At 45.1% G+C, this 21,656-nt stretch carries 21 protein-coding genes; 18 read left to right on the top strand and 3 right to left on the bottom strand.

The window, feature by feature from the left end:
* Nucleotides 1-170 precede the first annotated feature (170 nt).
* The 6 genes from DXX92_RS13880 (at nt 171) to DXX92_RS13905 (ending at nt 4,506) form a co-directional block, all read left to right on the top strand.
* Entirely contained in the window at nt 171-473 is a 303-nt protein-coding gene (locus DXX92_RS13880) for a hypothetical protein (RefSeq protein WP_116000983.1), read from the top strand.
* Nucleotides 474-571: 98 nt separating this feature from the next.
* On the top strand, nt 572-1,327 hold the full coding sequence (rsmE, locus tag DXX92_RS13885) for a 16S rRNA (uracil(1498)-N(3))-methyltransferase (RefSeq protein WP_116000984.1): 756 nt from the start codon (nt 572-574) through the stop codon (nt 1,325-1,327).
* Between the two features lie 8 nt (nt 1,328-1,335).
* Nucleotides 1,336-2,289 (top strand): glutathione synthase, encoded by a 954-nt coding sequence (gene gshB / locus DXX92_RS13890; protein WP_116000985.1) that lies wholly within the window; start codon nt 1,336-1,338, stop codon nt 2,287-2,289.
* 47 nt (nt 2,290-2,336) lie between these two features.
* Nucleotides 2,337-2,891: a YqgE/AlgH family protein gene (locus DXX92_RS13895; RefSeq protein ID WP_116000986.1), complete on the top strand. Its 555-nt coding sequence runs from the start codon at nt 2,337-2,339 to the stop codon at nt 2,889-2,891.
* Nucleotides 2,892-3,055: 164 nt separating this feature from the next.
* On the top strand, nt 3,056-3,499 hold the full coding sequence (gene ruvX, locus DXX92_RS13900; RefSeq protein WP_116000987.1) for a Holliday junction resolvase RuvX: 444 nt from the start codon (nt 3,056-3,058) through the stop codon (nt 3,497-3,499).
* Between the two features lie 47 nt (nt 3,500-3,546).
* Nucleotides 3,547-4,506: an AEC family transporter gene (locus DXX92_RS13905; RefSeq protein WP_116000988.1), complete on the top strand. Its 960-nt coding sequence runs from the start codon at nt 3,547-3,549 to the stop codon at nt 4,504-4,506.
* 31 nt (nt 4,507-4,537) lie between these two features.
* Here the strand turns inward: DXX92_RS13905 and DXX92_RS13910 are convergent, their stop codons facing one another.
* Nucleotides 4,538-5,014, bottom strand: coding sequence for a hypothetical protein (locus tag DXX92_RS13910; RefSeq protein WP_116000989.1), 477 nt, complete (start codon nt 5,012-5,014; stop codon nt 4,538-4,540).
* A gap of 198 nt (nt 5,015-5,212) precedes the next feature.
* On the opposite strand from DXX92_RS13910, the gene DXX92_RS13915 reads away from it, so the two are divergent.
* From DXX92_RS13915 to DXX92_RS13945, 7 genes are all read left to right on the top strand, one after another.
* On the top strand, nt 5,213-5,944 hold the full coding sequence (locus DXX92_RS13915; RefSeq protein ID WP_116000990.1) for a 16S rRNA pseudouridine(516) synthase: 732 nt from the start codon (nt 5,213-5,215) through the stop codon (nt 5,942-5,944).
* A 522-nt stretch (nt 5,945-6,466) separates the two neighbouring features.
* Entirely contained in the window at nt 6,467-7,867 is a 1,401-nt protein-coding gene (locus DXX92_RS13920; RefSeq protein ID WP_116000991.1) for an imelysin family protein, read from the top strand.
* Nucleotides 7,868-8,140: 273 nt separating this feature from the next.
* Nucleotides 8,141-9,850, top strand: coding sequence for a di-heme oxidoredictase family protein (locus DXX92_RS13925; RefSeq protein WP_116000992.1), 1,710 nt, complete (start codon nt 8,141-8,143; stop codon nt 9,848-9,850).
* A 3-nt stretch (nt 9,851-9,853) separates the two neighbouring features.
* Nucleotides 9,854-11,317 carry a di-heme oxidoredictase family protein gene (locus tag DXX92_RS13930; protein ID WP_116000993.1) on the top strand — a complete coding sequence of 488 codons (1,464 nt, stop codon included), beginning with the start codon at nt 9,854-9,856 and terminating at the stop codon, nt 11,315-11,317.
* Nucleotides 11,318-11,325: 8 nt separating this feature from the next.
* A complete protein-coding gene (locus DXX92_RS13935) occupies nt 11,326-12,507 on the top strand; it encodes an imelysin family protein (protein ID WP_116000994.1) in 1,182 nt (393 codons plus the stop codon).
* 33 nt (nt 12,508-12,540) lie between these two features.
* Nucleotides 12,541-14,811, top strand: coding sequence for a TonB-dependent receptor family protein (locus DXX92_RS13940; RefSeq protein WP_116000995.1), 2,271 nt, complete (start codon nt 12,541-12,543; stop codon nt 14,809-14,811).
* Nucleotides 14,812-14,865: 54 nt separating this feature from the next.
* A complete protein-coding gene (locus tag DXX92_RS13945) occupies nt 14,866-15,990 on the top strand; it encodes a DUF1513 domain-containing protein (protein ID WP_147301966.1) in 1,125 nt (374 codons plus the stop codon).
* A gap of 115 nt (nt 15,991-16,105) precedes the next feature.
* Here the strand turns inward: DXX92_RS13945 and DXX92_RS13950 are convergent, their stop codons facing one another.
* Nucleotides 16,106-17,251, bottom strand: a complete 1,146-nt coding sequence (locus DXX92_RS13950; RefSeq protein WP_116000997.1) for a PilT/PilU family type 4a pilus ATPase — start codon at nt 17,249-17,251, stop codon at nt 16,106-16,108.
* Between the two features lie 55 nt (nt 17,252-17,306).
* On the bottom strand, nt 17,307-18,350 hold the full coding sequence (locus DXX92_RS13955; protein ID WP_116000998.1) for a type IV pilus twitching motility protein PilT: 1,044 nt from the start codon (nt 18,348-18,350) through the stop codon (nt 17,307-17,309).
* A 38-nt stretch (nt 18,351-18,388) separates the two neighbouring features.
* Between DXX92_RS13955 and DXX92_RS13960 the strand changes: the two genes are divergently transcribed.
* The 5 genes from DXX92_RS13960 (at nt 18,389) to DXX92_RS13980 (ending at nt 21,621) form a co-directional block, all read left to right on the top strand.
* On the top strand, nt 18,389-19,060 hold the full coding sequence (locus DXX92_RS13960) for a YggS family pyridoxal phosphate-dependent enzyme (RefSeq protein ID WP_116000999.1): 672 nt from the start codon (nt 18,389-18,391) through the stop codon (nt 19,058-19,060).
* Between the two features lie 82 nt (nt 19,061-19,142).
* The gene (proC, locus tag DXX92_RS13965) at nt 19,143-19,952 is read left to right on the top strand and encodes a pyrroline-5-carboxylate reductase (RefSeq protein ID WP_116001000.1); all 810 of its coding nucleotides are present in this window, start codon (nt 19,143-19,145) and stop codon (nt 19,950-19,952) included.
* 84 nt (nt 19,953-20,036) lie between these two features.
* Complete coding sequence (locus DXX92_RS13970) at nt 20,037-20,585, top strand: YggT family protein (protein WP_116001001.1); 549 nt, start codon at nt 20,037-20,039, stop codon at nt 20,583-20,585.
* Between the two features lie 58 nt (nt 20,586-20,643).
* Nucleotides 20,644-21,090, top strand: coding sequence for a DUF4426 domain-containing protein (locus DXX92_RS13975; RefSeq protein WP_116002444.1), 447 nt, complete (start codon nt 20,644-20,646; stop codon nt 21,088-21,090).
* Between the two features lie 144 nt (nt 21,091-21,234).
* On the top strand, nt 21,235-21,621 hold the full coding sequence (locus DXX92_RS13980; RefSeq protein ID WP_116001002.1) for a hypothetical protein: 387 nt from the start codon (nt 21,235-21,237) through the stop codon (nt 21,619-21,621).
* Nucleotides 21,622-21,656 lie beyond the last annotated feature (35 nt).

Below are 21,656 nucleotides of genomic sequence, written 5' to 3' on the forward strand. Positions count from 1 at the left end.
AAACAGATTTGCCCAAAAGATACCGTAACCTATTTAAGTAAGCAGATAAGAGAATCTAGTAGTTAAAACTACGCAAACATTACACACCGCTGTTAAGCTCTATCTATCACCTTGCTCGCTAAGATGCTCAACAAGACATAAGGTGCTCACTAAGGTATAAGGTAAACAGCATGCAGCCTACTGACCCTAATCTGCCCTTAATTGCGATTTATGCACTTACTATTGTGCTAATTACCGCCCTACTAATTTCAGCGATTGCAGCAATTGTCGCCATTAAAAATGCACCAGAAGCGGCTTCAAATTCACTTAAAGAGTTCTTTAATGGTGGTAACTCGCTAAAAATCCTGACCGTTTTTGCAATTTTAGTCACCGCGGCTTACTTAGCCTTGGCGGGGCAGTTATCGGAGGCGGCCATCGCTTTACTTAGCTCCATTGCGGGCTATGTGCTTGGGTCACTTAAACGTGAAGCCTGATTTCCAGTGTGAAAATTTTAGCGAGCAGTCTTGTTTTTTAACCTGCCAACCCCAATCTTGTAATCATTCTAACAAGCTGATTTTTAGACAATATCGCAATGCGTAACCCTCGAATTTACCTTAATCAGGCATTAGCCGTGAATACTCAAGTGCAATTATCTGATGATGCCTTCGGTCATGTGGTCAGGGTATTGCGATTAAGCGATGGTGACTCGATTACTTTGTTTAATGGGCAAATTAATGAGGGAGAAACCGCTCCCTACTATGCTCAATACCAAGCACGCTTGGTTAATGTCACGAAAAAGCAGGCATTTGCTGAAATAGAAAGCGAGCAAATTGTTGAAAACGAGTCGCCGCTTAATATTCATTTGGGGCAAGGAATTTCGCGCGGTGATCGTATGGATTTCACCTTGCAGAAATCGGTTGAGCTCGGGGTGCAAACCATTACGCCTCTATTTACCGAGCGTTGTGGCGTGAAACTTACCGGTGATCGCCTCAAGAAAAAACAAGAGCAATGGCAAAAAATTGTCATTAGCGCTTGTGAGCAAAGTGGCCGTTGCTTAGTGCCAGAAGTGAAAGCGCCTGTTAGCTTAAGCGAATGGCAAACACAGCGAACTGATGCGTTAAAATTAAATTTACATCCGCGTGCCGAGCACTCGATTATGAGTTTGCCGGTAGAAACCAAGCAAGTACGCTTACTGATTGGCCCTGAAGGTGGCCTCAGTGACGAAGAGATTAACAGCGCCCGTGATGCTGGCTTTACCGACGTATTGCTTGGGCCACGCGTATTAAGAACTGAAACTGCCGCGCTAACTGCGATTACGGCATTACAATGTCGCTTTGGCGATTTATAGGAAACAGTATGACGATTAAACTTGGGGTCGTAATGGACCCAATTTCTGAAGTAAAAGTACAAAAAGACTCGTCAATGGCGATGATGTTGGAAGCACAGCAACGTGGCTACCAATTGTTTTACATCGAAATGAATGACTTATACCTTGAGCAAGGTGAGTGCCGAGCAACCGTTCGCCAAGTAAAAGTCTACGATGATGCCGAGCATTGGTACGATTTAGACGAAGCACAAGACATTTCGTTAACTGACCTAGACGCGGTATTAATGCGTAAAGATCCGCCGTTTGATACCGAATACATCTACGCTACTTACATGCTAGAGCGCGCAGAACAAGCCGGTACCTTAATCGTTAACAAGCCACAAAGCTTACGTGACTGTAATGAAAAATTATTTACCGCCTGGTTCCCAGAGCTTACGCCAAAAACACTCGTAACCCGCAGCAGTGAGCGAATTCGCGCATTCCACCAACAAGAAAAAGACGTGATTATTAAGCCACTTGATGGCATGGGTGGCTCATCAATTTTCCGCATCAAAGAAGGCGATGCCAATGTTGGCGTCATCATTGAAACTTTAACGGCACATGGCAGTCAATATGCTATGGTACAAGAGTACATGCCAGCAATTAAAGACGGCGATAAACGCATCCTGATAGTTAACGGCGAAGTCATGCCATACTGCTTAGCACGTATTCCGGCGCAAGGTGAAACCCGTGGCAACCTAGCCGCCGGTGGTAGCGGTGAGCCAAGACCACTTTCGGCCAGTGACAAACTAATTGCAGAAACGATTGCACCAGAGCTGAAAAAACGCGGTTTATTCTTTGTTGGTCTTGATGTAATTGGCGATAAAGTGACTGAAATCAACGTCACTAGCCCAACCTGTATTCGTGAAATTGAAGCGGCATTTGCCATTAACATTTCAGGCAAGTTAATGGACGCTATTGAGCAAGAATTGGCTCAGCGCTAACTCAGTTGAGATATCAAAAAAGCTGTATCAGAAAAAAGGAGCACTCGATGGAAAGTTTAGAAAATCAGTTGTTAATTGCTATGCCAACCATGGGTGATCCTTTTTTTAGCCGCACCGTCACCTATATTTGTGAACACAATGATGATGGCGCGATGGGGCTGATCATTAACTTGCCGGTCGAACTCACTCTGAACGAGTTGTTAGAGCAAATTGACGCCGACAAACCTCAGCTTGACTCGCTTGAACAACAAGTACTGACCGGTGGCCCAGTTGCTCAGCAACGAGGCTTTGTGCTGCATAGCCCGCAAGATTGCTGGTCAAGCTCACTCGCATTAAGTGATGAAGTGATGATCACCACCTCAAAAGATATTTTAATGGCACTAGGTACGGAGCAAGCACCACCACAATTTATGGTTACCCTTGGCTATGCTGGGTGGGGCCCAGGCCAATTAGAAAAAGAAATTGCCGAAAATTCGTGGTTAACCACGCCTGCTGATAACAAAATATTGTTTGAAACCCCCATCGAGCAACGCTGGCAAAAAGCGACAGAAAAGTTAGGTATTGACCTTGCCCACCTATCTTCTGACGTTGGTCATGCCTAATAGCTAGACTAGCTATAATCGAATACTGCACTTTGATAATTCTCTTTGGGGATAACAAAGTGTAGACTTACCTTCTATTATCACCACCTTAAAAGCGAGTAGCGTATATCTCTACTGCTCTGGCTTTTATCGCGAACACACAATCATCTTGAGAGTTACATTCAATGGCGAAATCCAAGCGCCCTGTCGGTGAACGCACCGCCCTAGGTTTTGATTTTGGTAAAAAATATATTGGCGTTGCTGTTGGCCAAGAAATTACCGGTACCGCCTCGCCACTTGGCTCAGTTAAAGCGAAAGACGGCATTCCTCATTGGGATGCACTCACTAAATTTATCGAGCAGTGGCAGCCTGATTATCTGATTGTTGGCTTACCGCTGAACATGGATGGCAGTGAGCAACAATTGACCCGAGATGCCAAGAAATTTGGTAATCGTTTATTTGGCCGATACGGACTTACGGTTGAATTTAATGACGAACGCTTAACTACAGCAGCGGCCAAAGAATCGTTATTTGCCCGCGGCGGTTATCGTAATCTCGCCAAAGATAATATTGACGCCGAATCGGCAAAACTGATTGTCGAAAGTTTTTTTGAGCAGCTTTACGGTTAAGTTTCAAACTAGCGCATTAATGGTTTATCAACTCAGGGATCATTTCTTTGATTAATATCTTATCGATTATTAGTCCACTACTCATCTTGGCATTGCTTGGTTACTTAATCGCAAAACGTCAATGGCTTAATGACGGCCAGCTAAGCGGGTTAAGTAAAATCACCTTTACGATTTTTATTCCGGCTTTTTTGTTTTATCGCATGGCAACCGCCGACTTGTCCAGCGTGTTAAACCCACTACCAATAGCCGCTTTTTATTTACCCGTACTGCTTTGTTTTGCACTCGGGTTTACGCTTAACTTTCTGCTCCATCCCGATTACAAAAAGCATCGCGGCGGCTCTGCGGTATTTGCGCTAGCGAGCAGTTATTCCAACAACATAATTGTTGGTTTACCACTGCTGCTCTTGGTCATCGGTGATAGCGCACTGCCCATTATATTTCTAATTGTGACCTTCCACAGCGCGATGCTATTTGCGCTAACCAGCGCGATTGCGGCGAGCCAACATATTGAAGTTAAAAATAACAGTGCAGGGCAAGGTATTAATTGGCTAAATTTTGCCAAACAAACAATCACCAACCCATTAGTTTTTGGCATTCTATCTGGCTTGCTGGTGAATGCGCTCGGCATAACCATTCCAGCATTAATCGCTCGACCACTTGAAATGCTAGGTCAGCCCGCCATCACCTTAGCATTGATTGCGCTTGGTGCCTCGATTGCCAAATACGATATCCGCGGTGAACGCCGCTTTATCGCGCTTGCCAGCTCAATTAAACTGATTATCTTACCGCTGCTAGTTTACCTGATGGCAAAATATGTTTTTGCGCTGGATACCCTTATCGTGCAAGTGCTAGTGATCTTAAGTGCTTGCCCAACGGGCGTTAATGCCTACTTAATTGCTCAGCAACACCAAGTTCACCGTAAAGCCGTTGCCAGTAGTGTGGTAGTTAGCACAATTTCAGCTGTAGTCACCCTGCCACTTTGGCTGATTTGGCTGGGTTTAGCGTAACTAACAGACTTAACTTCGAACTTATCGTCAGTTAGCATGTCAACCTATCTACTTTTGAGGATGATATATATTCAGATAGGTGCGTGGGAATGTTAGGTTCGTAATTGAACTTTATATCCGTAAAGTCTAAACGATTCGCGTTGCAATAAAGCTCAGTAAACGTATCAAGTTTTCCTTTATGAGCAGACTCTATCATTAATTTATTTAAAGTCGTCTGAGAAAAGTTATCAAAATCAATTAGTTCAATTAGCTTCTTGTACTCTATTAAATAAAGCATCCTGTTTGAATCATGTACTTCAAGCGCATTCATTTTATAGGTGTAGTAGCTCAAAATATCGTAAGATCCAGAAACTTCATAATCACCTAACACGCCGACTCTCCAATTCAGCAACGCTGTCGGCATATATTCGAAGCCTTCACGACCATATACCTGATCAACAAATACTAAATACCTTGTAGGTAGCGCTAAAATAACCAAAATTAATATCCCTAATAATTTCCACGTCATCAATAATTGCCTCTAATTTTGTTGTCTTGATACACATGCTGGCGAGCGACATCAGGTATACTTACCTCTGCTGTTTTTGGATTGTTACATTTAACTCCTTGAAACAATTGCTTCCAATCATTAATTCGCCTGATGGAATATCAATTTCAGTCGAAAAACTAACCGGAAAGTGGCGATAAAAATATTTAAAACTTTGTTATGTTGAATAATTTCGGAAACAAACCTTTAAGCACCAGCCGTATCGACAAATTTATCGCGAACTACCTTAGCATCAATCGCAAGCAGGTACGTTTACTTGTCGCACAGCAGCGTGTTGTTATTGATGGTGATATTGCCACTAGCGTTGACCAGCTCATCAATAAATTTTCAGTAATTGCGTTTGATGGCCAAATCATCCAAAACCATAGTGCTCATTACTTGATGCTGCACAAGCCTGTTGGTGTCGTATGTGCAACAAAAGATCAGCAACACAACACCGTTATCGACTTAATTAACGAGCCTTATAAGCACGAGCTGCACATCGTCGGTCGCCTTGATTTAAATACCTCTGGGCTGGTGTTGCTGACCAATGATAGCCGCTGGTCGGAAGCCTTGACCGATCCCAAACACAAAGTTGAAAAGCACTACCGAGTATCACTTGCCAATAAACTCACAGCTGAATATATCGACGCCTTTAATGACGGCATGTACTTCGGTTTTGAAGATATCACCACCCAGCCCGCCAAGTTGACTATTCTCGACGATTATCGTGCTCATGTGGTGTTAACCGAAGGAAAATACCATCAAATAAAGCGTATGTTTGGTCGATTTCGCAACCCTGTTGTCGCCCTACATCGCCAAAAAGTTGGTAATATCGTACTGCCAGAATCGCTTGCTAGTGGCGACTATCGCCCGCTCTCTCAAGATGAAATATTACGCGCGAAAGCATAGCAGCTTGATGGTATTCCCTACTCCCTTCAATAAGTAACACGAAAAAATCTCCCAGCTAACTAAAGCGGTTTATAAAAATACTTTTGAATAAAAGTCTTCGTTGAAGGCACCACGCAAGAAAGCCTTATTTACAACTCGTAAATATAAAAGCTCACGCTTACTAGCGAATCTAAATTGCTTAAAAACTTAAACGCCCTCTTCTCTCAATTTCTCTTAGCTCAGCTTAATTGTCCAATTCATAGTCTCCGCAGCAAGAAAACTTGTGCCAAATCAAATTTTTATTAAGTGCTTATGAAAAGCCCTAGATTTATTTGCTCTATTGCTTAAAAATCAAACCTAAACAAGATCCAGATAACACATGATAATTATTATCATTTGCATTGATTTTATAAATTAGATTCTTTAACCTATTGCGCGATTTAGAACAATTACTTCACCAAACCCAGTCAGAAGGCAACGCATGGCTTTACCCATGTTGTTAGCACTTAGTTATTGGGTCATCACACGAAAGACGAGGATAGAATGAAAGTTAGCTCATTGACGAAAATTGCTGCAGCACTCTTGGTTGCAACCACATTAACTGCTTGTGTTGACGATGGCGACGACGGCGTGCAAGGCCCTGCTGGTGCAGCGGGTGCTGCTGGTCAAAACGGTACTGACGGTGTTAGCGCTCTTGTAACCCGTGACGACGTTATCAAAACCAATGCAAATATCGCTTATGCAGCTTACTCAGACTCTCTAATCAGCGCACAAACGCTAAAAAAAGCACTTGAAGATTTAGTTGCTTCTCCATCTGACGCAACGCTAGATGCAGCAAAAGATGCATGGTTAGCAGCGCGTGAGCCATACGGTCAAACAGAAGTGTACCGTTTCCGCGAAGGTCCAATTGATGCATTAAAAGCAGATGGTACTATCGGCGAAGAAGGTGACGGCCCAGAAGGCAAAATCAATGCTTGGCCGCTAGGTGAAGCAATTATCGATTATGTTGCTCCACAAGTAGACGGTGATGCTGGTCCAGAAAGCGCGGCGAATGCGCTATCAAACAACATCATTGCTAACACAGCCGACTACCCTACCATCAACGCTTCGACATTGCGCACTACCTTCGAATTTGGTGAAGACGAGCGCAACGTAACCACAGGCTACCACGCCATTGAATTCTTACTTTGGGGCCAAGATTTAAATGCCGATCAAAGTGGTACAGGCCCGCGTGATGCAACAGGCGGCCAACGCCCTGCTTCTGACTACTTCACAACGCCAGGTACTTGTACTTCAGGCTCTGACGCTGCAGCGGAGCAAATTTGTGAGCGTCGTGGTGACTACCTAATTGCCGCAGCCGATCTACTAATTGAAGATTTACAAGCAGTTACTGAAGCTTGGGAACCGGGTGAAGGTGTTCACTACAAAGCATTTACCGCAGGTGGCGACGAGTCTCTAGCTCGCATCTTAGAAGGCATGGGTCGTTTAAGCTTCGGTGAATTAGCGGGTGAGCGTATCAATATCGCACTAGTAACTGACTCACAAGAAGATGAGCACTCTTGTTTTAGTGACAACACTCACCGCGATATTTTCTTAAACGCAAAAGGTGTTCAAAACAGCTACAACGCGACTTACACACGCATTAACGGCGAAGTCGTTGACGGTGCTTCTATCCACGATTTACTAGTGGTTGAAGGCGAGCCTGAGCTAGCTAACCAACTACGAGGCTCACTTGAAGCTACCATGGCTGCAGCAACGGTAATTGATACTAAAGCAAAAACAGGTATGCCATTCGATACGCTAATTCAAGAAGGGATTGAGCAGCCAAACGTGATTGCCGTGATTGAAGCTTTAGTTGAACAAACTGACGATATCGAACAAGCAATCGACGCGTTAAACGTAACCACTAACGATATACGTCAAGACACAGATCAAGATATCTAAGCACCTACTCCAAGGGCGACAGCGTGATATTTGTCGCCACATTCAAGGATGAAACTGGATAGGCTCAACCGAGCCTATCCTTGTTTTGTTTTCACACAAGTCGCAGAACACGAGCAAGTAGTAAACAAAACACACTTAACACGCTTGGAAGTTAGCAATAAATAGTAATCCAATCAGCAAGGCATATAGCTGTTTTAAGCAACGCCTGGATTATTTAAGTAAAAAGCTCAAACAGTTTTACAAGATTATTTCACAAATCAGAGGGGCAGATTTTTGAAAGCACATCATTTAGCAACATTAGCATTATTACTTACCACCACTATTGGCTTAACCGCCTGTGGTGGTGGCGGTTCATCAGAGCCTGATTCTGTGACTCCACCAACAGAGCCACCCACCGCACCTCCGACAACTCCTGAGCCGCCAACTACGCCAGCGCCAACAGAAGATCACAGTGGCCTAACACCGCTCAGCGCAGAGACACCGATTAAAGACGAGTACCTAGCAGGTGGTGATACCACCTTATTTGTCACCAACGAAGATGCTTTTAGCACAAGACCTGAGGCGATTGCTGACGATTTTCGCTTAGATGGTTTTTTTACCTCAGGCGATCATTTGTTTAGAACACCTCATGAAGATATTGGGCCAATACTGAATACCAGTAACTGCCAAGGTTGTCACTTAAACGACGGTCGTGGCGTAGTTCCCGCATCAGCAACCGCACCTATGTTGAGTATGCTGGTTAAAGTTGGCCGCAGTGATGGTAGCGCCGACCCGATCTACGGCGATCAAATTCAACCGTTTGCCGAGCAAAGCTTTACTACCTCAGACTTTGATTCAGGCCTACCTGTGCACAATGGCTCAGTTAATGGCACCGAACTATACGGTGAAGCTTTCCCATTTATCGAGTATGAAATGGTTGACGGCAGCTACCCTGACGGCACTAGCTACCAACTAAGAAAGCCAATTTTGAAAATTCGAGACTTAAGCTTTGGCGCCTTTAGCGACGATATTCGCTTTTCACCGCGTGTTGCGCCACAAGCGTTCGGCGTTGGCTTACTGGCGGAAATTCCAGCCGACAATATTTTAAAACTGGCCGACCCTAACGACGCTGATAACGATGGTATTTCCGGTCGTGCCTCTATGGTCACCAACGCTATTAGCGGTGAAACTGAGCTTGGCCGCTTTGCTTACAAAGCACAAAACCCAACGGTTCTGCAACAAGTGGCAGGCGCCTATAACGGCGATATCGGCATTACCACCACTATATTCACCAATGAGCCATGCACCGATGCGCAACTAGCGTGTCAGCAAGTGGCAGCGCAAGAATCTAAAGTTGGCGATGACGTTGATTTTTCCAATCGCGAGCTGGCGCTGGTTGAGTTTTACAACCGCGTGTTAGGGGTGCCAGCGCGTCGCGGTTTTGATCGCGACAGCGAAACATGGGGTGATGAAGTAACGCAAGGACGTAAACACTTTTTTGACTCAGGTTGCACCTCGTGTCACACCCCGCGCCACATTACCCAAGAAGCACCGGGTAGTGTCTTAGGTCAGCTAACTCTAACCAGCTTAGAGCCTAATCCAGCGCCTATTGAGATTTTATCGAACCAAGTTATTTTCCCGTATACCGATTTGCTATTACACGACATGGGCGGCTCTTGTCAGGTCACGCGCGAGTTAATCGACGGGCAAAGCTGTAATTCAAACGCGCAAGAATGCTTGTACGTGCAGCGCTGTGAAGGCTTGGCTGATGGTTTAATTCAAGGTGATGCCAGCGGCAGCGAATGGAAAACACCAGCACTTTGGGGCTTAGGCTTAGTACAAACCGTTAATGCTGATTCTACTTTCTTACACGATGGCCGCGCCCGCACCATCGAAGAAGCAATTTTATGGCATGGTGGTGAAGCTGAAACGGCAAAAAACAACTTTATGCAGTTAAGCCAAGCAGAGCGTGCACAGCTGCTGAGCTTTTTGGAAAGTTTATAAGTGATGAAGTTTAGCCAAATTTCTCCTAACGCAATAGCAACCGCGGTCGTGGCTGCTATTGCCACCTTAAGCTCAGCACCAGCTCTAGCTAAGTCTGACGATGCAAGTATCGCCCTTCCCGCTTCCTTACCGACAAAGCCCGGTGGTGAAATGACCATGAAGCGCATTTCGACCCGCAGCTATATTTTCCCCGGCGAAAGCGTTAAGGGTAAAGCAAAACTAGATTTTTGGACGGGTTTTTCGCTGTTTCGTGATCCTTGGGTAATTGCGCCAAGCTCGACCAAAGACAGAGATGGTCTTGGCCCATTGTTTAATGCGCGCTCTTGTGTCGCCTGCCACCAAGGCGGCAGTCGAGGTAGAATGAGCAAACCCGGTGAATATTTACCCACTTCCTTATTAATTCGCTTGGGACCAATTGCTGAGCGTTATGCATCAGAAAAGTACACTAACGGACACAACTATGGTGGCCAAATCCAACCGCGTGCCATTAAGTTTAACCATGGTCGATTGGAAAAAAGCCCGGTCGGTGAAGCTTGGTTAGATCTTAGCTATAAAACCATTGATGGCGAGTATGCCGATGGAACCCCGTATCAGCTACAAAAACCTAGCTACCAATTAACGCGACTTGCCTATGGCGAGATTAGCGAAGGTATTGCACCTTCACCGCGTTTTTCACCGAATGTCTATGGCGCTGGCTTGCTCGATGCCATTAGCGAACACGACTTGCTCGCGCAAGAAGATGCTGACGATACCAATGGTGATGGCATTAGCCCACGCTACAATCGCGCCGCGGATCATGTCAATGGTGGTATTGGCGTTGGCCGTTTTGGCCTAAAAGCCAAACACCCTAGCCTAAAGCAACAAGTGGTAGCAGCGTTTCGCGATGATATCGGCATTACCAATAATGTCTTTCCACAAGAGTCTTGCGAAGCTGCGCAGTTAGAATGTTTCGCCGCATCAAAGCTCGGTGGCCACAAAAGCGTGGAAATTCCAGATAAATTAGTGAACTTGGTAATGGCCTTTAGCCAACATTTAGGCGTGCCACCAACGCGTAACCCGCAATCACCGCCAGCACTAAAAGGTCGTCAGCTATTTAACCAACTCGGCTGTGCTAGCTGCCATACCCCAAGTTACACCACAGCCAGTAACTACCCAGATAACAACCTCGCCAATCAAACCATTTGGCCTTACACCAATCTCGCTTTGCACGATATGGGTGAAGGTCTTGCTGATGGCGCAATGGAAGGACAAGCAACTGGTCGCGAATGGCGAACACCGCCACTTTGGGGCATTGGCTTGCAACAAGCCGTGCTTGGCGAAGCCAGATATTTACACGACGGTCGTGCTCGCTCAATTGAAGAAGCTGTGCTTTGGCATGGCGGCGAAGCACTACCAGCACAGCAGAAATTTAAACAACTTAGCGCACAAGAAAGAAACGCCCTGCTCACTTTCTTGCATTCAATTTAGGAGCTGCCATGACTAGCTACAACAAAATTTTAAGTTCGATGATTATCGCCTTTGCCTTAACTGGCTGTGGTGGTGGCGGTGGTGGAGGTTCAAGTTCAGAGCCTTCGACTCCTTCTACACCAAGTACTCCATCAACACCAAGCACGCCGTCAACGCCAACCACCAATGTTGATGAAGAATTTGCTAAATGGTTAACCGATGTCAGTAATAACGTAATTATTCCAAGCTATCAGCGACTGGAAACCAGCGCGATAGCACTGGAGTCGTTGGCACAAAGCTTCTGTCAACTAGGCTCACCAAGCAATAGCGACCTAAGCGAAGTGCAAAGTGCATGGCAGTCAATGAATGCCTACTGGCAAGCAGCACAATGGGTGCGTGTAGGCCCAGTGCTAGAGGAAAGCCGCAACTTTAAAATGCAACTGTGGCCAGATACCAATGATGCGGTAAATCGTGGTCTTAGCAATTTATTAGCAACCAGCGAAACCATTACCGCAGACATCGTTGCCACGCAAAATGTTGGTGCACAGGGTATTCCGGCACTAGAGCAATTGCTGTATGCCCAGAGCAATAACTCACTGCTAAGTGCCAGCGATAAAGATAAACGCTGTGAAGCACTGGTCGCAATTTCAGCGAATGTCGCCAATATCTCTGGCGATATTTATGACGGCTGGCGCGCCGACAGCGGTAATTTTGTCGCCGAAGTGACCAGCGGTACAGGTGTTTTTACTAGTCAAAAAGATGCGGTTGAAGAGTTGGTTACTAACTGGCTAGAGCACGTTGAACGAGTGAAAGATGAGAAAATGCTAGAGCCATTAGCGATCAGCGCACCTGGTATTCCAAGCATTGCCGAATTCACGCTAAGCGACGAATCGATTCCAAGTATTAAAGTGAATTTAGATACCTTCCTAAGCATTTACACGGCAGGTAGTGGCCACGGCTTTGATGACATTTTGACGGGTCATTTTGACCAATCGGCGATTGCTAACTCGATGACTGAAAAGCTCAATGCTGCCATCACCAGCGCTGCAACACTAAGTGGCAATTACGCCGACGCGTTAAACAATGAAGCAAGCCGCACCAATATTAGTGAAGTGGTGCAAGCGGTACGTGAAATCCGCGATGTAATTTCCACAGAATTTGTGCAAACCACAGATATTAACATCGGTTTTAACTCGAACGATGGCGATTAGACGCTCAGAGAATGCAGTAAGGATTAAGTAGTAATGAATAATAAATTTTCTAAACTTGCTATCGCTCTGGGCGTAGCATATTCGGCTTTAGCAGCAAGTCATATTAGCTATGCCGCTGAGAGTGCAGCAGAAAACACAGCTGACGCTAATGCGACTCAACAAGCCAGCAATAGTAACGCAGAAAAAAGCATTGAAGTGATCAGTATTTTTGGTCAGCGCAATCAATTGGCCACAGCAACAGGCTCTGCTTTTGTGCTAAACGAAGAAGCACTAAACCAATATGAGTTTGACGATATTCACCGCGTGCTACAAAGTGTGCCTGGCGTTTATATTCGTGAAGAAGACGGTTACGGCCTGCGTCCTAATATTGGTCTGCGCGGCGCAACAACAGAACGCAGTAGTAAAGTCGCGATAATGGAAGATGGCGTGTTGATCGCTCCTGCCCCATATGCAGCACCAGCTGCTTACTATTTCCCTAATGTTTCACGCATGGAACAAGTGGAAGTATTTAAAGGCCCAGCGGCGATTAAATATGGCCCGAATACCATAGGTGGTGCGATCAATATGGTCTCGCGTCAGATCACCGACGATACTGATAAACCGCTAAGGGAAATAGATATTGCAGGTGGTCAAGACGGTTATCTAAAAGGTCACGGCATTTACAGCCAGCGCTTGGAAAATAGTGAATACGGCGATTATGGCTTTTTAATTGAAGGTATTCATTTAGCATCCGACGGCTTTAAAGAGCTACCAAACGGTGAAGACACGGGCTTTGTCAAACGCGAGCTAATGTTTAAAGCCGACTTCTCGCCAGCGAACAGCAAGTACTATCAACTGTGGCAATTTAAAGCGGGCTATTCCGATGAAGAATCAGATGAAACTTATTTAGGCTTAACCGATGCCGACTTTGCGATTAATCCACACCAGCGCTACTTGGCCAGCCAAGACGATAAAATGGACTGGGAGCATTATCAATTCCAAGTGTCGCACTATATTGATATTACCGACAGCCTGAGTGTATTTACTCAAGCTTACCGCCGCGATTTTGACCGCGATTGGGATCGCTTTAACAGCTTTAATACCAATCGAAGTATGCAAACTATTTTAACTTCGCCTGACACCGGCTTAAACGCCTTGTTTATGCAGGTACTGACCGGTGAGCGCGATTCATTAACCACCGAAGAGCAACTGCTATTTACCTTGAACGATCGCAAGTTCTACTCGCAAGGCATTGAAAGTAAGTTATTTTGGGATACTCGTTGGTTAGCTGTTGATGTTGCCATTGATGCAGGTTTACGCATTCATCAAGACCAAGTAGAGCGCAATCACAGACAAAACGCCTTGTTGATGCAAAATGGTCAGCTAGTCAATTCAGGCATCGCGCAATCAACCATTACCGATAATGAAGATACCGCCACAGCAGTTGCTAGCTATGTTAACGCTGACGTTGATTTTGGCCAGTTAAACCTGACCGCAGGTGTACGCATTGAATATATTGATGGCGAAGCCAAGGATTTCTTAGCGGGTACCACAGAGTCGGATACCGATACCGTGGTATTGCCCGGGCTAGGTGCGTTTTATCAAGTTAATGATGAATTGGGTTTCTTATTTGGCGTCAACAAAGGCTTTGTGCCAAATAGCCCTGGTCAAGACACAGATATTGACCCAGAAGAAAGTTGGAACTACGAGCTTGGGATGCGCTTTAGCAACAAGCTATTCAATGCTGAGCTAATTGGCTTTTACAACGACTATGAAAACCTTAAAGGCACTTGTACCTTCTCTTCAGGTTGTCGTGACGATCTAGACGTTGAGTTTAATGGCGGTGAAGTGGAAGTGGTTGGGCTTGAATCAAGTGTTCAAGCGGAATTTGCCATTAGCCAATCGCTGACCATGCCAATTAACATCGCTTACACCTACACAGATGCAGAGTTTCAGAATGATTTTCAATCGACGTTCTCACAATGGGGCAATGTCACGAAAGGCGATAAGCTACCTTACTTACCGGAAAATCAGATCAGCGTTGAAGTAGCGATTGCTCATGAAAACTGGCGTGCGGCGTTGCTATTTAAGCACGCTGACGAAAGCCCTGAAGCCGCCGGTACTGGCACTGAGCTTGAAGGTTTAATGACAGATGAGATTCAGCAGTGGGATTTCTCTGCTTGGTATCAAGTCACCAATGCACTGCGTACTTATGTCAAAGTCGATAACTTGACTGACGAAGAAGTGATCGTCTCACGTCGTCCGTTTGGTGCGCGCCCAGGCAAGCCTCAGCAAGCCAGCATTGGCATTAAATATAGCTTCTAGTTTGTAGCAAGCCCTAACTAATGAAGAGTGCAGAGTAAAGAGTTCGGTACCAGTATGAGTATTTCTAGAAGACGTTTTTTATCTTTTACAGCAAAAGGCACAGCTGCCATCGGTACAGGCGTTGCAGCGGTTGGTGGTGGCCTGATGTATTCGCAATCAGCGAGCACAGCGCAGCACTGGTTGATCAGCGCCAGCACAGATAAATCAGGGAATCACTACGCCGCAGCTTATCGCTTAAATGGCGAGTTAGTTAGCCGCGTTAAGCTGCCGGCACGCGGCCACGATATTATTGCCCACCCGTTTAAATCGGGTCATGCGATTGTTTTTGCCCGTCGCCCCGGCCAGTACTTTATTGAAGTGGACTTTAACCATGGTGAAGTGGTCAAGCAAGTATCACCTCAGGTGGGTTCTCACTTTTATGGTCATGGTATTGGCAATCAGCAGGTATTGATCACCACGGAAAACAATTACCAGCAAGGTCGAGGCGCAATTGTGGTACGTGATATCAACACTTATCAAGTGCTTGAGCAATTTGATTCAGGCGGCATAGGCCCGCATCAATTAGCTTATATGCCAGATAACAAGCTTATTGTTATTGCTAACGGCGGCATACTCACGCACCCAGATCAGCCACGAAAAAAACTAAACTTAGAATCCATGAAGCCGAACTTGGCCTATATGGAGCTAGAATCAGGCAAGGTAGTGGATAGCTTTGAGCTGGATAATCATCAACTCAGCATTCGTCATCTTGATGTCAGTGAGAAAGGTAAAGTGGTTGCTGGTTTGCAGTATCAAGGGGCGAAATCAGACCTTGTTCCTTTGGCCATTGCTCACCACGGAGAAGCAAGTTTACAGTATCTCAGCGCTAGCGAAGATATTTGGCGACGAATGAATCATTACACCGCTAGCGTATGTATTGATAATGCTGCTAACCTTGTTGCCATTAGCTGTCCACGCGCTGATATGCTGACTTACTGGTCGCTTAATGATAACAGCTTTATCGCCAAAGAGCGTTTTTCAGATGGCGCTGGGCTTGCGATGAGCACTGACGGTAAAGGCATTGTCGCCACCAGCGGCAAAGGACAAATATTGCCAATCGGCCAAGCTAACAACCAAGCTAGCATATTTGTTGATGGTATTAAGTTTGATAACCATTTGGGCTATCTGACTGTAAGCTAGCGTTAAGTTAATGCCTCGGCGGGCGAAAAGCTAATATCTCAACTTTGAGACCTCAAGAAAAAAATGGCGAATTAGCAGTTGCTAATTCGCCATTTTGTTTTTAAATAAGCTAGCACTAAAATCCTAACTCATTTTTATCTTTATCTTCTTCCATACCGGCGAGCGTAACCCCTTGCAGGCCACCAGTACCACTTTGATCATTCGAGCGCAGTTTAATCATTAAACGCAGATCATTTGGTGAATCAGCATGGTGCAGTGCATCGGCATAGTTGATTAAACCCTGCTGATAGAGTTCAAACAGGGCTTGGTCGAAAGTTTGCATACCTAGCTCGTTCGATTTTTCCATCACTTCTTTGATGCTGCCCACATCCCCCTTTTTGATCAGCTCAGAAATAAACGGAGAGTTAAGCAGAATCTCAATCGCCGCCACACGGCCATGGCCGTCTTTCGTTGGGATCAACTGCTGTGCAACAATACCGCGTAAATTTAACGCTAGGTCAAACTGAAGCTTTTTGTGCTGCTCTGCGGGTACCAAGTGCATAATACGGTCTATCGCTTGGTTGGCATTGTTAGCATGCAGCGTAGCGATACACAGGTGACCTGTTTCAGCAAACGCCAGCGCATGCTCCATGATTTCTTGCGAGCGGATCTCACCAATTAAGATAACATCTGGTGCCTGACGCAAAGAGCTTTTTAGCGCCGCATCAAAACTTTCAGTATCTAGCCCCACTTCACGCTGAGTGATCATGCTTTTGCCATGCTCGTGAACAAATTCCACTGGATCTTCAATGGTCAGAATATGCCCGCGTGCATTCTTATTGCGATAGCCAATCAAGGCTGCCATCGAGGTCGATTTACCTGTACCGGTACCACCGACAAACAACACCAAACCACGCTTTGACATCACCACATCTTTTAAGATTGGTGGTAAGCCCAGATCGTCAGCATCGGGAATGTCAGTAACGATACGACGAATCACCATGCCTGCCATATCACGCTGCCAAAAGGCAGAAACACGGAAGCGGCCGATGTCGTCAATGGAAATCGCAAAGTTACACTCTTTCTCTGCGTCAAACTGCCCTTTTTGTTTGTCATTCATGGCATCGTGCACTAGCCCTAGTGCTTGATCAGGTGATAGCACTTCTTGGTCGATAGGCTGTAACTCACCATTAATTTTCGCACTGACCGGCAGCTTGGCGGTGACGAACATATCAGAGGCTTCGTTTTCCACCATGGTTCTTAGTAGTTGATGAAAGTCCATCATTTACTCCTTAATCTTTTACTACAAGCTTTTCGCTAGACGCTAGCCTGTCTACCTAAAAACCTTGGAACTGGTTTTTGTCTGCCGCTTTTGATGCTGCATCTTGGCGAGTAATCAAGCCACGGTTAACCAAATTCAACAAACACTGATCCATGGTTTGCATTCCATGTGACATACCCGTTTGAATGGCGGAGTACATTTGTGCCACTTTATCTTCGCGGATAAGGTTACGAATTGCAGGCACACCAATCATAATCTCATGGGCAGCAATACGGCCACCGCCGACTTTCTTAACCAGTGTTTGTGAGATAACCGCGCGTAATGATTCAGACAACATTGAACGCACCATAGATTTTTCTTCGGCTGGGAATACATCAATGATACGGTCAATGGTTTTAGGTGCAGAGGTGGTATGCAGTGTACCGAAGACCAAGTGACCAGTTTCTGCTGCGGTCATGGCAAGGCGAATAGTTTCCAAGTCACGCATCTCACCCACTAGAATCACATCGGGATCTTCACGCAGTGCTGAGCGCAGCGCGTTGTCAAAACTTAAGGTGTCACGGTGCACTTCACGTTGGTTAATCAGACACATTTTGTTGTCGTGGACAAATTCAATCGGGTCTTCAATAGTCAGAATATGGTGGAATTTACTGGCATTGATGTAATCTATCATGGCTGCCAGCGTCGTTGATTTACCCGAACCCGTTGGCCCAGTCACTAGCACTAAACCACGAGGGTTGTCAGCAATGTCACGGAAAATGTCAGGACAACCTAAGTCTTCTAAGGTCAGTACTTTACTTGGGATGGTACGAAATACCGCTGCAGGCCCACGAGCCTGATTAAAAGCATTTACCCTGAAACGCGCTAAATTTGGCACCTCAAAGGAAAAATCCACTTCCAAATGCTCTTCATATTCTTTACGCTGTCGGTCGCTCATAATGTCGTAAACTAAGGCGTTTACATCTTTGGCATCAAAGGCAGGAATATTTAGCTTACGAACATCGCCATCAACGCGAATAGAAGGTGGCGTACCTGTCGATAAATGCAAGTCAGATGCATTATGCTCAACACTAAAGGCTAATAATTCGGTAATATCCATAAGAACCTCTTATATCGGGTAAATTTTCATTAATCACTATGAACATTAAAGACAATTTAACGCAAATCCAACAACAAATAACCAACGCCTGCCAACTTGCTAATCGCGCCTCTGATGAGGTGCAATTATTAGCGGTTAGTAAAACAAAGTCGGCAGAGATGGTGATGCAAGCCTATCAAGCGGGTCAGCGCCACTTCGGTGAAAACTACGTTCAAGAAGCCGTTGATAAAGTGTCTCAATTGTCGCATCTGTCAGATATATGCTGGCATTTTATTGGGCCTATTCAGTCCAACAAGACTCGACTCATTGCCGAAAATTTTGCTTGGGTACACAGTGTCGACCGAATTAAAATTGCCACGCGCCTTAATGATCAAAGGTCTGGTCAAGATACTCCCCTGAACATCTGTTTACAAGTGAATATTAGTGGTGAGCAGGCAAAATCTGGCACGACAATTAACGAGCTAAATGAACTTGCAGCCTATGTGAATAACTGCGAGCACTTGACCCTACGAGGTTTAATGGCTATTCCACAAAAACAAGCGCCAATGTCTGTTTTTAACGATATGCACCAATTGTTTACTGACTTGAAAAGCCAATATCCAACCTTAGATACATTATCAATGGGGATGACCAATGATATGGACTCGGCAATAGCTGCTGGCTCAACCATGGTACGCATTGGTACGGCCATTTTTGGTCGCAGAGATTAGCGCAATTAATGGATTTGTTAGCTAAGCAAATAAGATTAGATAGAACAAAAACAAACAAAAGCGAAAAAGCACAGAGAACTTTATGAATAAAATTGCATTTATCGGCGCAGGCAATATGAACCGCGCGATTATCGCAGGCCTAGTAAATAATGGTTTTGAACCAAGCAATATCACCGTATCGAACCCTTCCGCGCCAAAGCGCGAAGCACTTGCCAATGAATATGGCATCAACCAAACCTCAAGCAATAGCCAAGCAGCTGAGCATGTCGATATCGTCGTACTGGGTGTTAAGCCACATTTAATTGCCACCGTTTGCCAAGAGATCGCCGAAGCCATCGATATTGAGCACAAGTGTTTCATTTCAGTGGCTGCTGGTACCACTATGGCACAAATTCAAGCAGCGCTAGGTGAAAACAAATCCGTGATTCGCGCCATGCCTAATACGCCATCACAATTGGGCTTGGGTGTTACTGGTGCATTTGCATCGGAACAAGTCACCGACGAGCAACGGGTAGCCGCCGATCGTTTGATGAAAGCAACAGGTATTGTTAAATGGTTAGCGCAAGAATCAGATATCGACCACATTATTGCTGTTTCGGGCTCAGGCCCTGCTTACTTCTTCTTATTTATGGAAGCGATGGCAAGTGAAGCTGAACGCTTAGGTTTTACCAGTACTGAAGCGCGAACCTTAGTACAACAAACCGCACTAGGCGCGGCACAAATGGTGGTAGAAAATGATATTTCTATCGGTCAACTACGTGAAAATGTCACCTCAAAAGGCGGCACAACGCAAGCAGCACTTAATGCCTTTACCGAAGGTGGCCTACCAGAGCTAGTGAGCGGTGCAATGCAAGCTGCTATTGCTAGAGCCAAAGAAATGGCAGCAAAATAATTTAACAGTTTTTTATTGGTTTAGGCTCGATCATCAAGGCACTGTCACCTATGATTGAGCTGTTTTCTTAACTAGGAGTTTTTAATGGAAGCAGTCGTTTACTTGTTACGATTTTTCTTCGACGCCGTCGTTACCTTGCTTATTCTTCGCGTATGGCTACAGATGGTACAAGCAGACTTTTACAACCCGCTTAGCCAGTTCGTTGTTAAAGTCACCAACCCATTAGTGATACCATTTCGCCGAATTATCCCCGGCATAGGCGGGCTAGACATCGCCACCATCGTTGTAGCGTTATTTTTCGCCATTCTAGAATGGGTAGTTTTCCAAGGACTTAGCACAGGTCAAATTGATTTCTTGTTTGCCATGTATTTAGGGACATTGGCGCTAATTAAACAAGTTGGCTTCTTACTATTTATTATTATGCTGGTAATGGCAATCATGAGCTGGGTGGTTCAAGGCTACAATCCAACCATGGTGATTTTCCAACAACTCACCGAACCATTCTTGCGCCCTATTCGCCGTGTAGTGCCTGTTATTGGTGGGTTAGATTTGTCGATTTTAGTTGCCTTTTTAGCGTTAAACGTCGTTAATATTTTGCTAACTGGCGCCGTCCCTTACTGGGGTGGGGTTTAATCCCACTTCAGCGATATTAGCTATAATTGATAATAATTACTTTCGAATGGAGATTATCATGAAATCAATTCGAACCTGGCTGACAAGTGTGTTTGCACTTATCGCCTTCACGTTGACTAGTACAACTGTCAGCGCAGAGAACATGAAAACCTTAGGGTCAATGGATGTTCACTATATGGCGATTGGTGCGACCTTTTTAACGCCGCAAGTTGCCAAAGCTTACGGTATCGAGCGCAGCAAATATAACGCGCTAATCAATATTTCTGTCATGGACAACACCAAAGCCAGCAAGCCTGCTAAAGCGGTGGCTATTTCTGGCACAGCGCAAAACTTAACGGGCCAATATAAACGCTTAGATTTTGAAGAAGTGCGTGAAGGTCAGGCGATTTACTACCTCGCCCAACTCAATTTTCGCGACAAAGAAAAAGTTAAGTTTGAGCTCACCATTACTGATGGTAGCGAAACCCATGAGTTAATGTTTAATCAAACTTTTTACGTTGATTAACTCGCCAAGAATTGACTAAGAGACATTTGTACAAAAAGAGCTGCTTTAGCAGCTCTTTTTTATTTAAATGAACAAATTTACTGCTATCGTAGTTATGCTAGTAAGGCAACCTTAGCAACACTATGGATTAACCAGGAAAAAGGAATGCAGTATACCTATTTTCGACTACTGGCAATTGCCAGTGCCGCGCTTACCGCTTGGATAACCTCTATTGCTGATAGCAGTTACCGCAGCTGGAGCTACCAGCACGACATCAATGATTTTGGTTTTGCCAATTACTCACCAAGCATATTCGGCACAATAACGACAATTTTGCTTTTAATTGGAATCTTTTATAAATCCCCCAAAGACCTCGGCACTAATGCAGGTTACATCACATTAGGCTGCATGGCCTATGAGCTATTGCAGCCAATATTGGGGACTGGCATATTTGATTGGCAAGATATTGCTGCCGTTGCGATCACTGGGGGCCTGCTTAGCTACGGATTAAAACGCTTGCAACCTAAGCTATATCTAAATGCTGCCAATTGAGCTTTATTTATATAGATGGCAAGTCTTTACTTATA

Origin of the sequence: Thalassotalea euphylliae (assembly GCF_003390395.1) — a bacterium.
GTDB classification, from domain to species: Bacteria; Pseudomonadota; Gammaproteobacteria; order Enterobacterales; family Alteromonadaceae; genus Thalassotalea_F; species Thalassotalea_F euphylliae_C.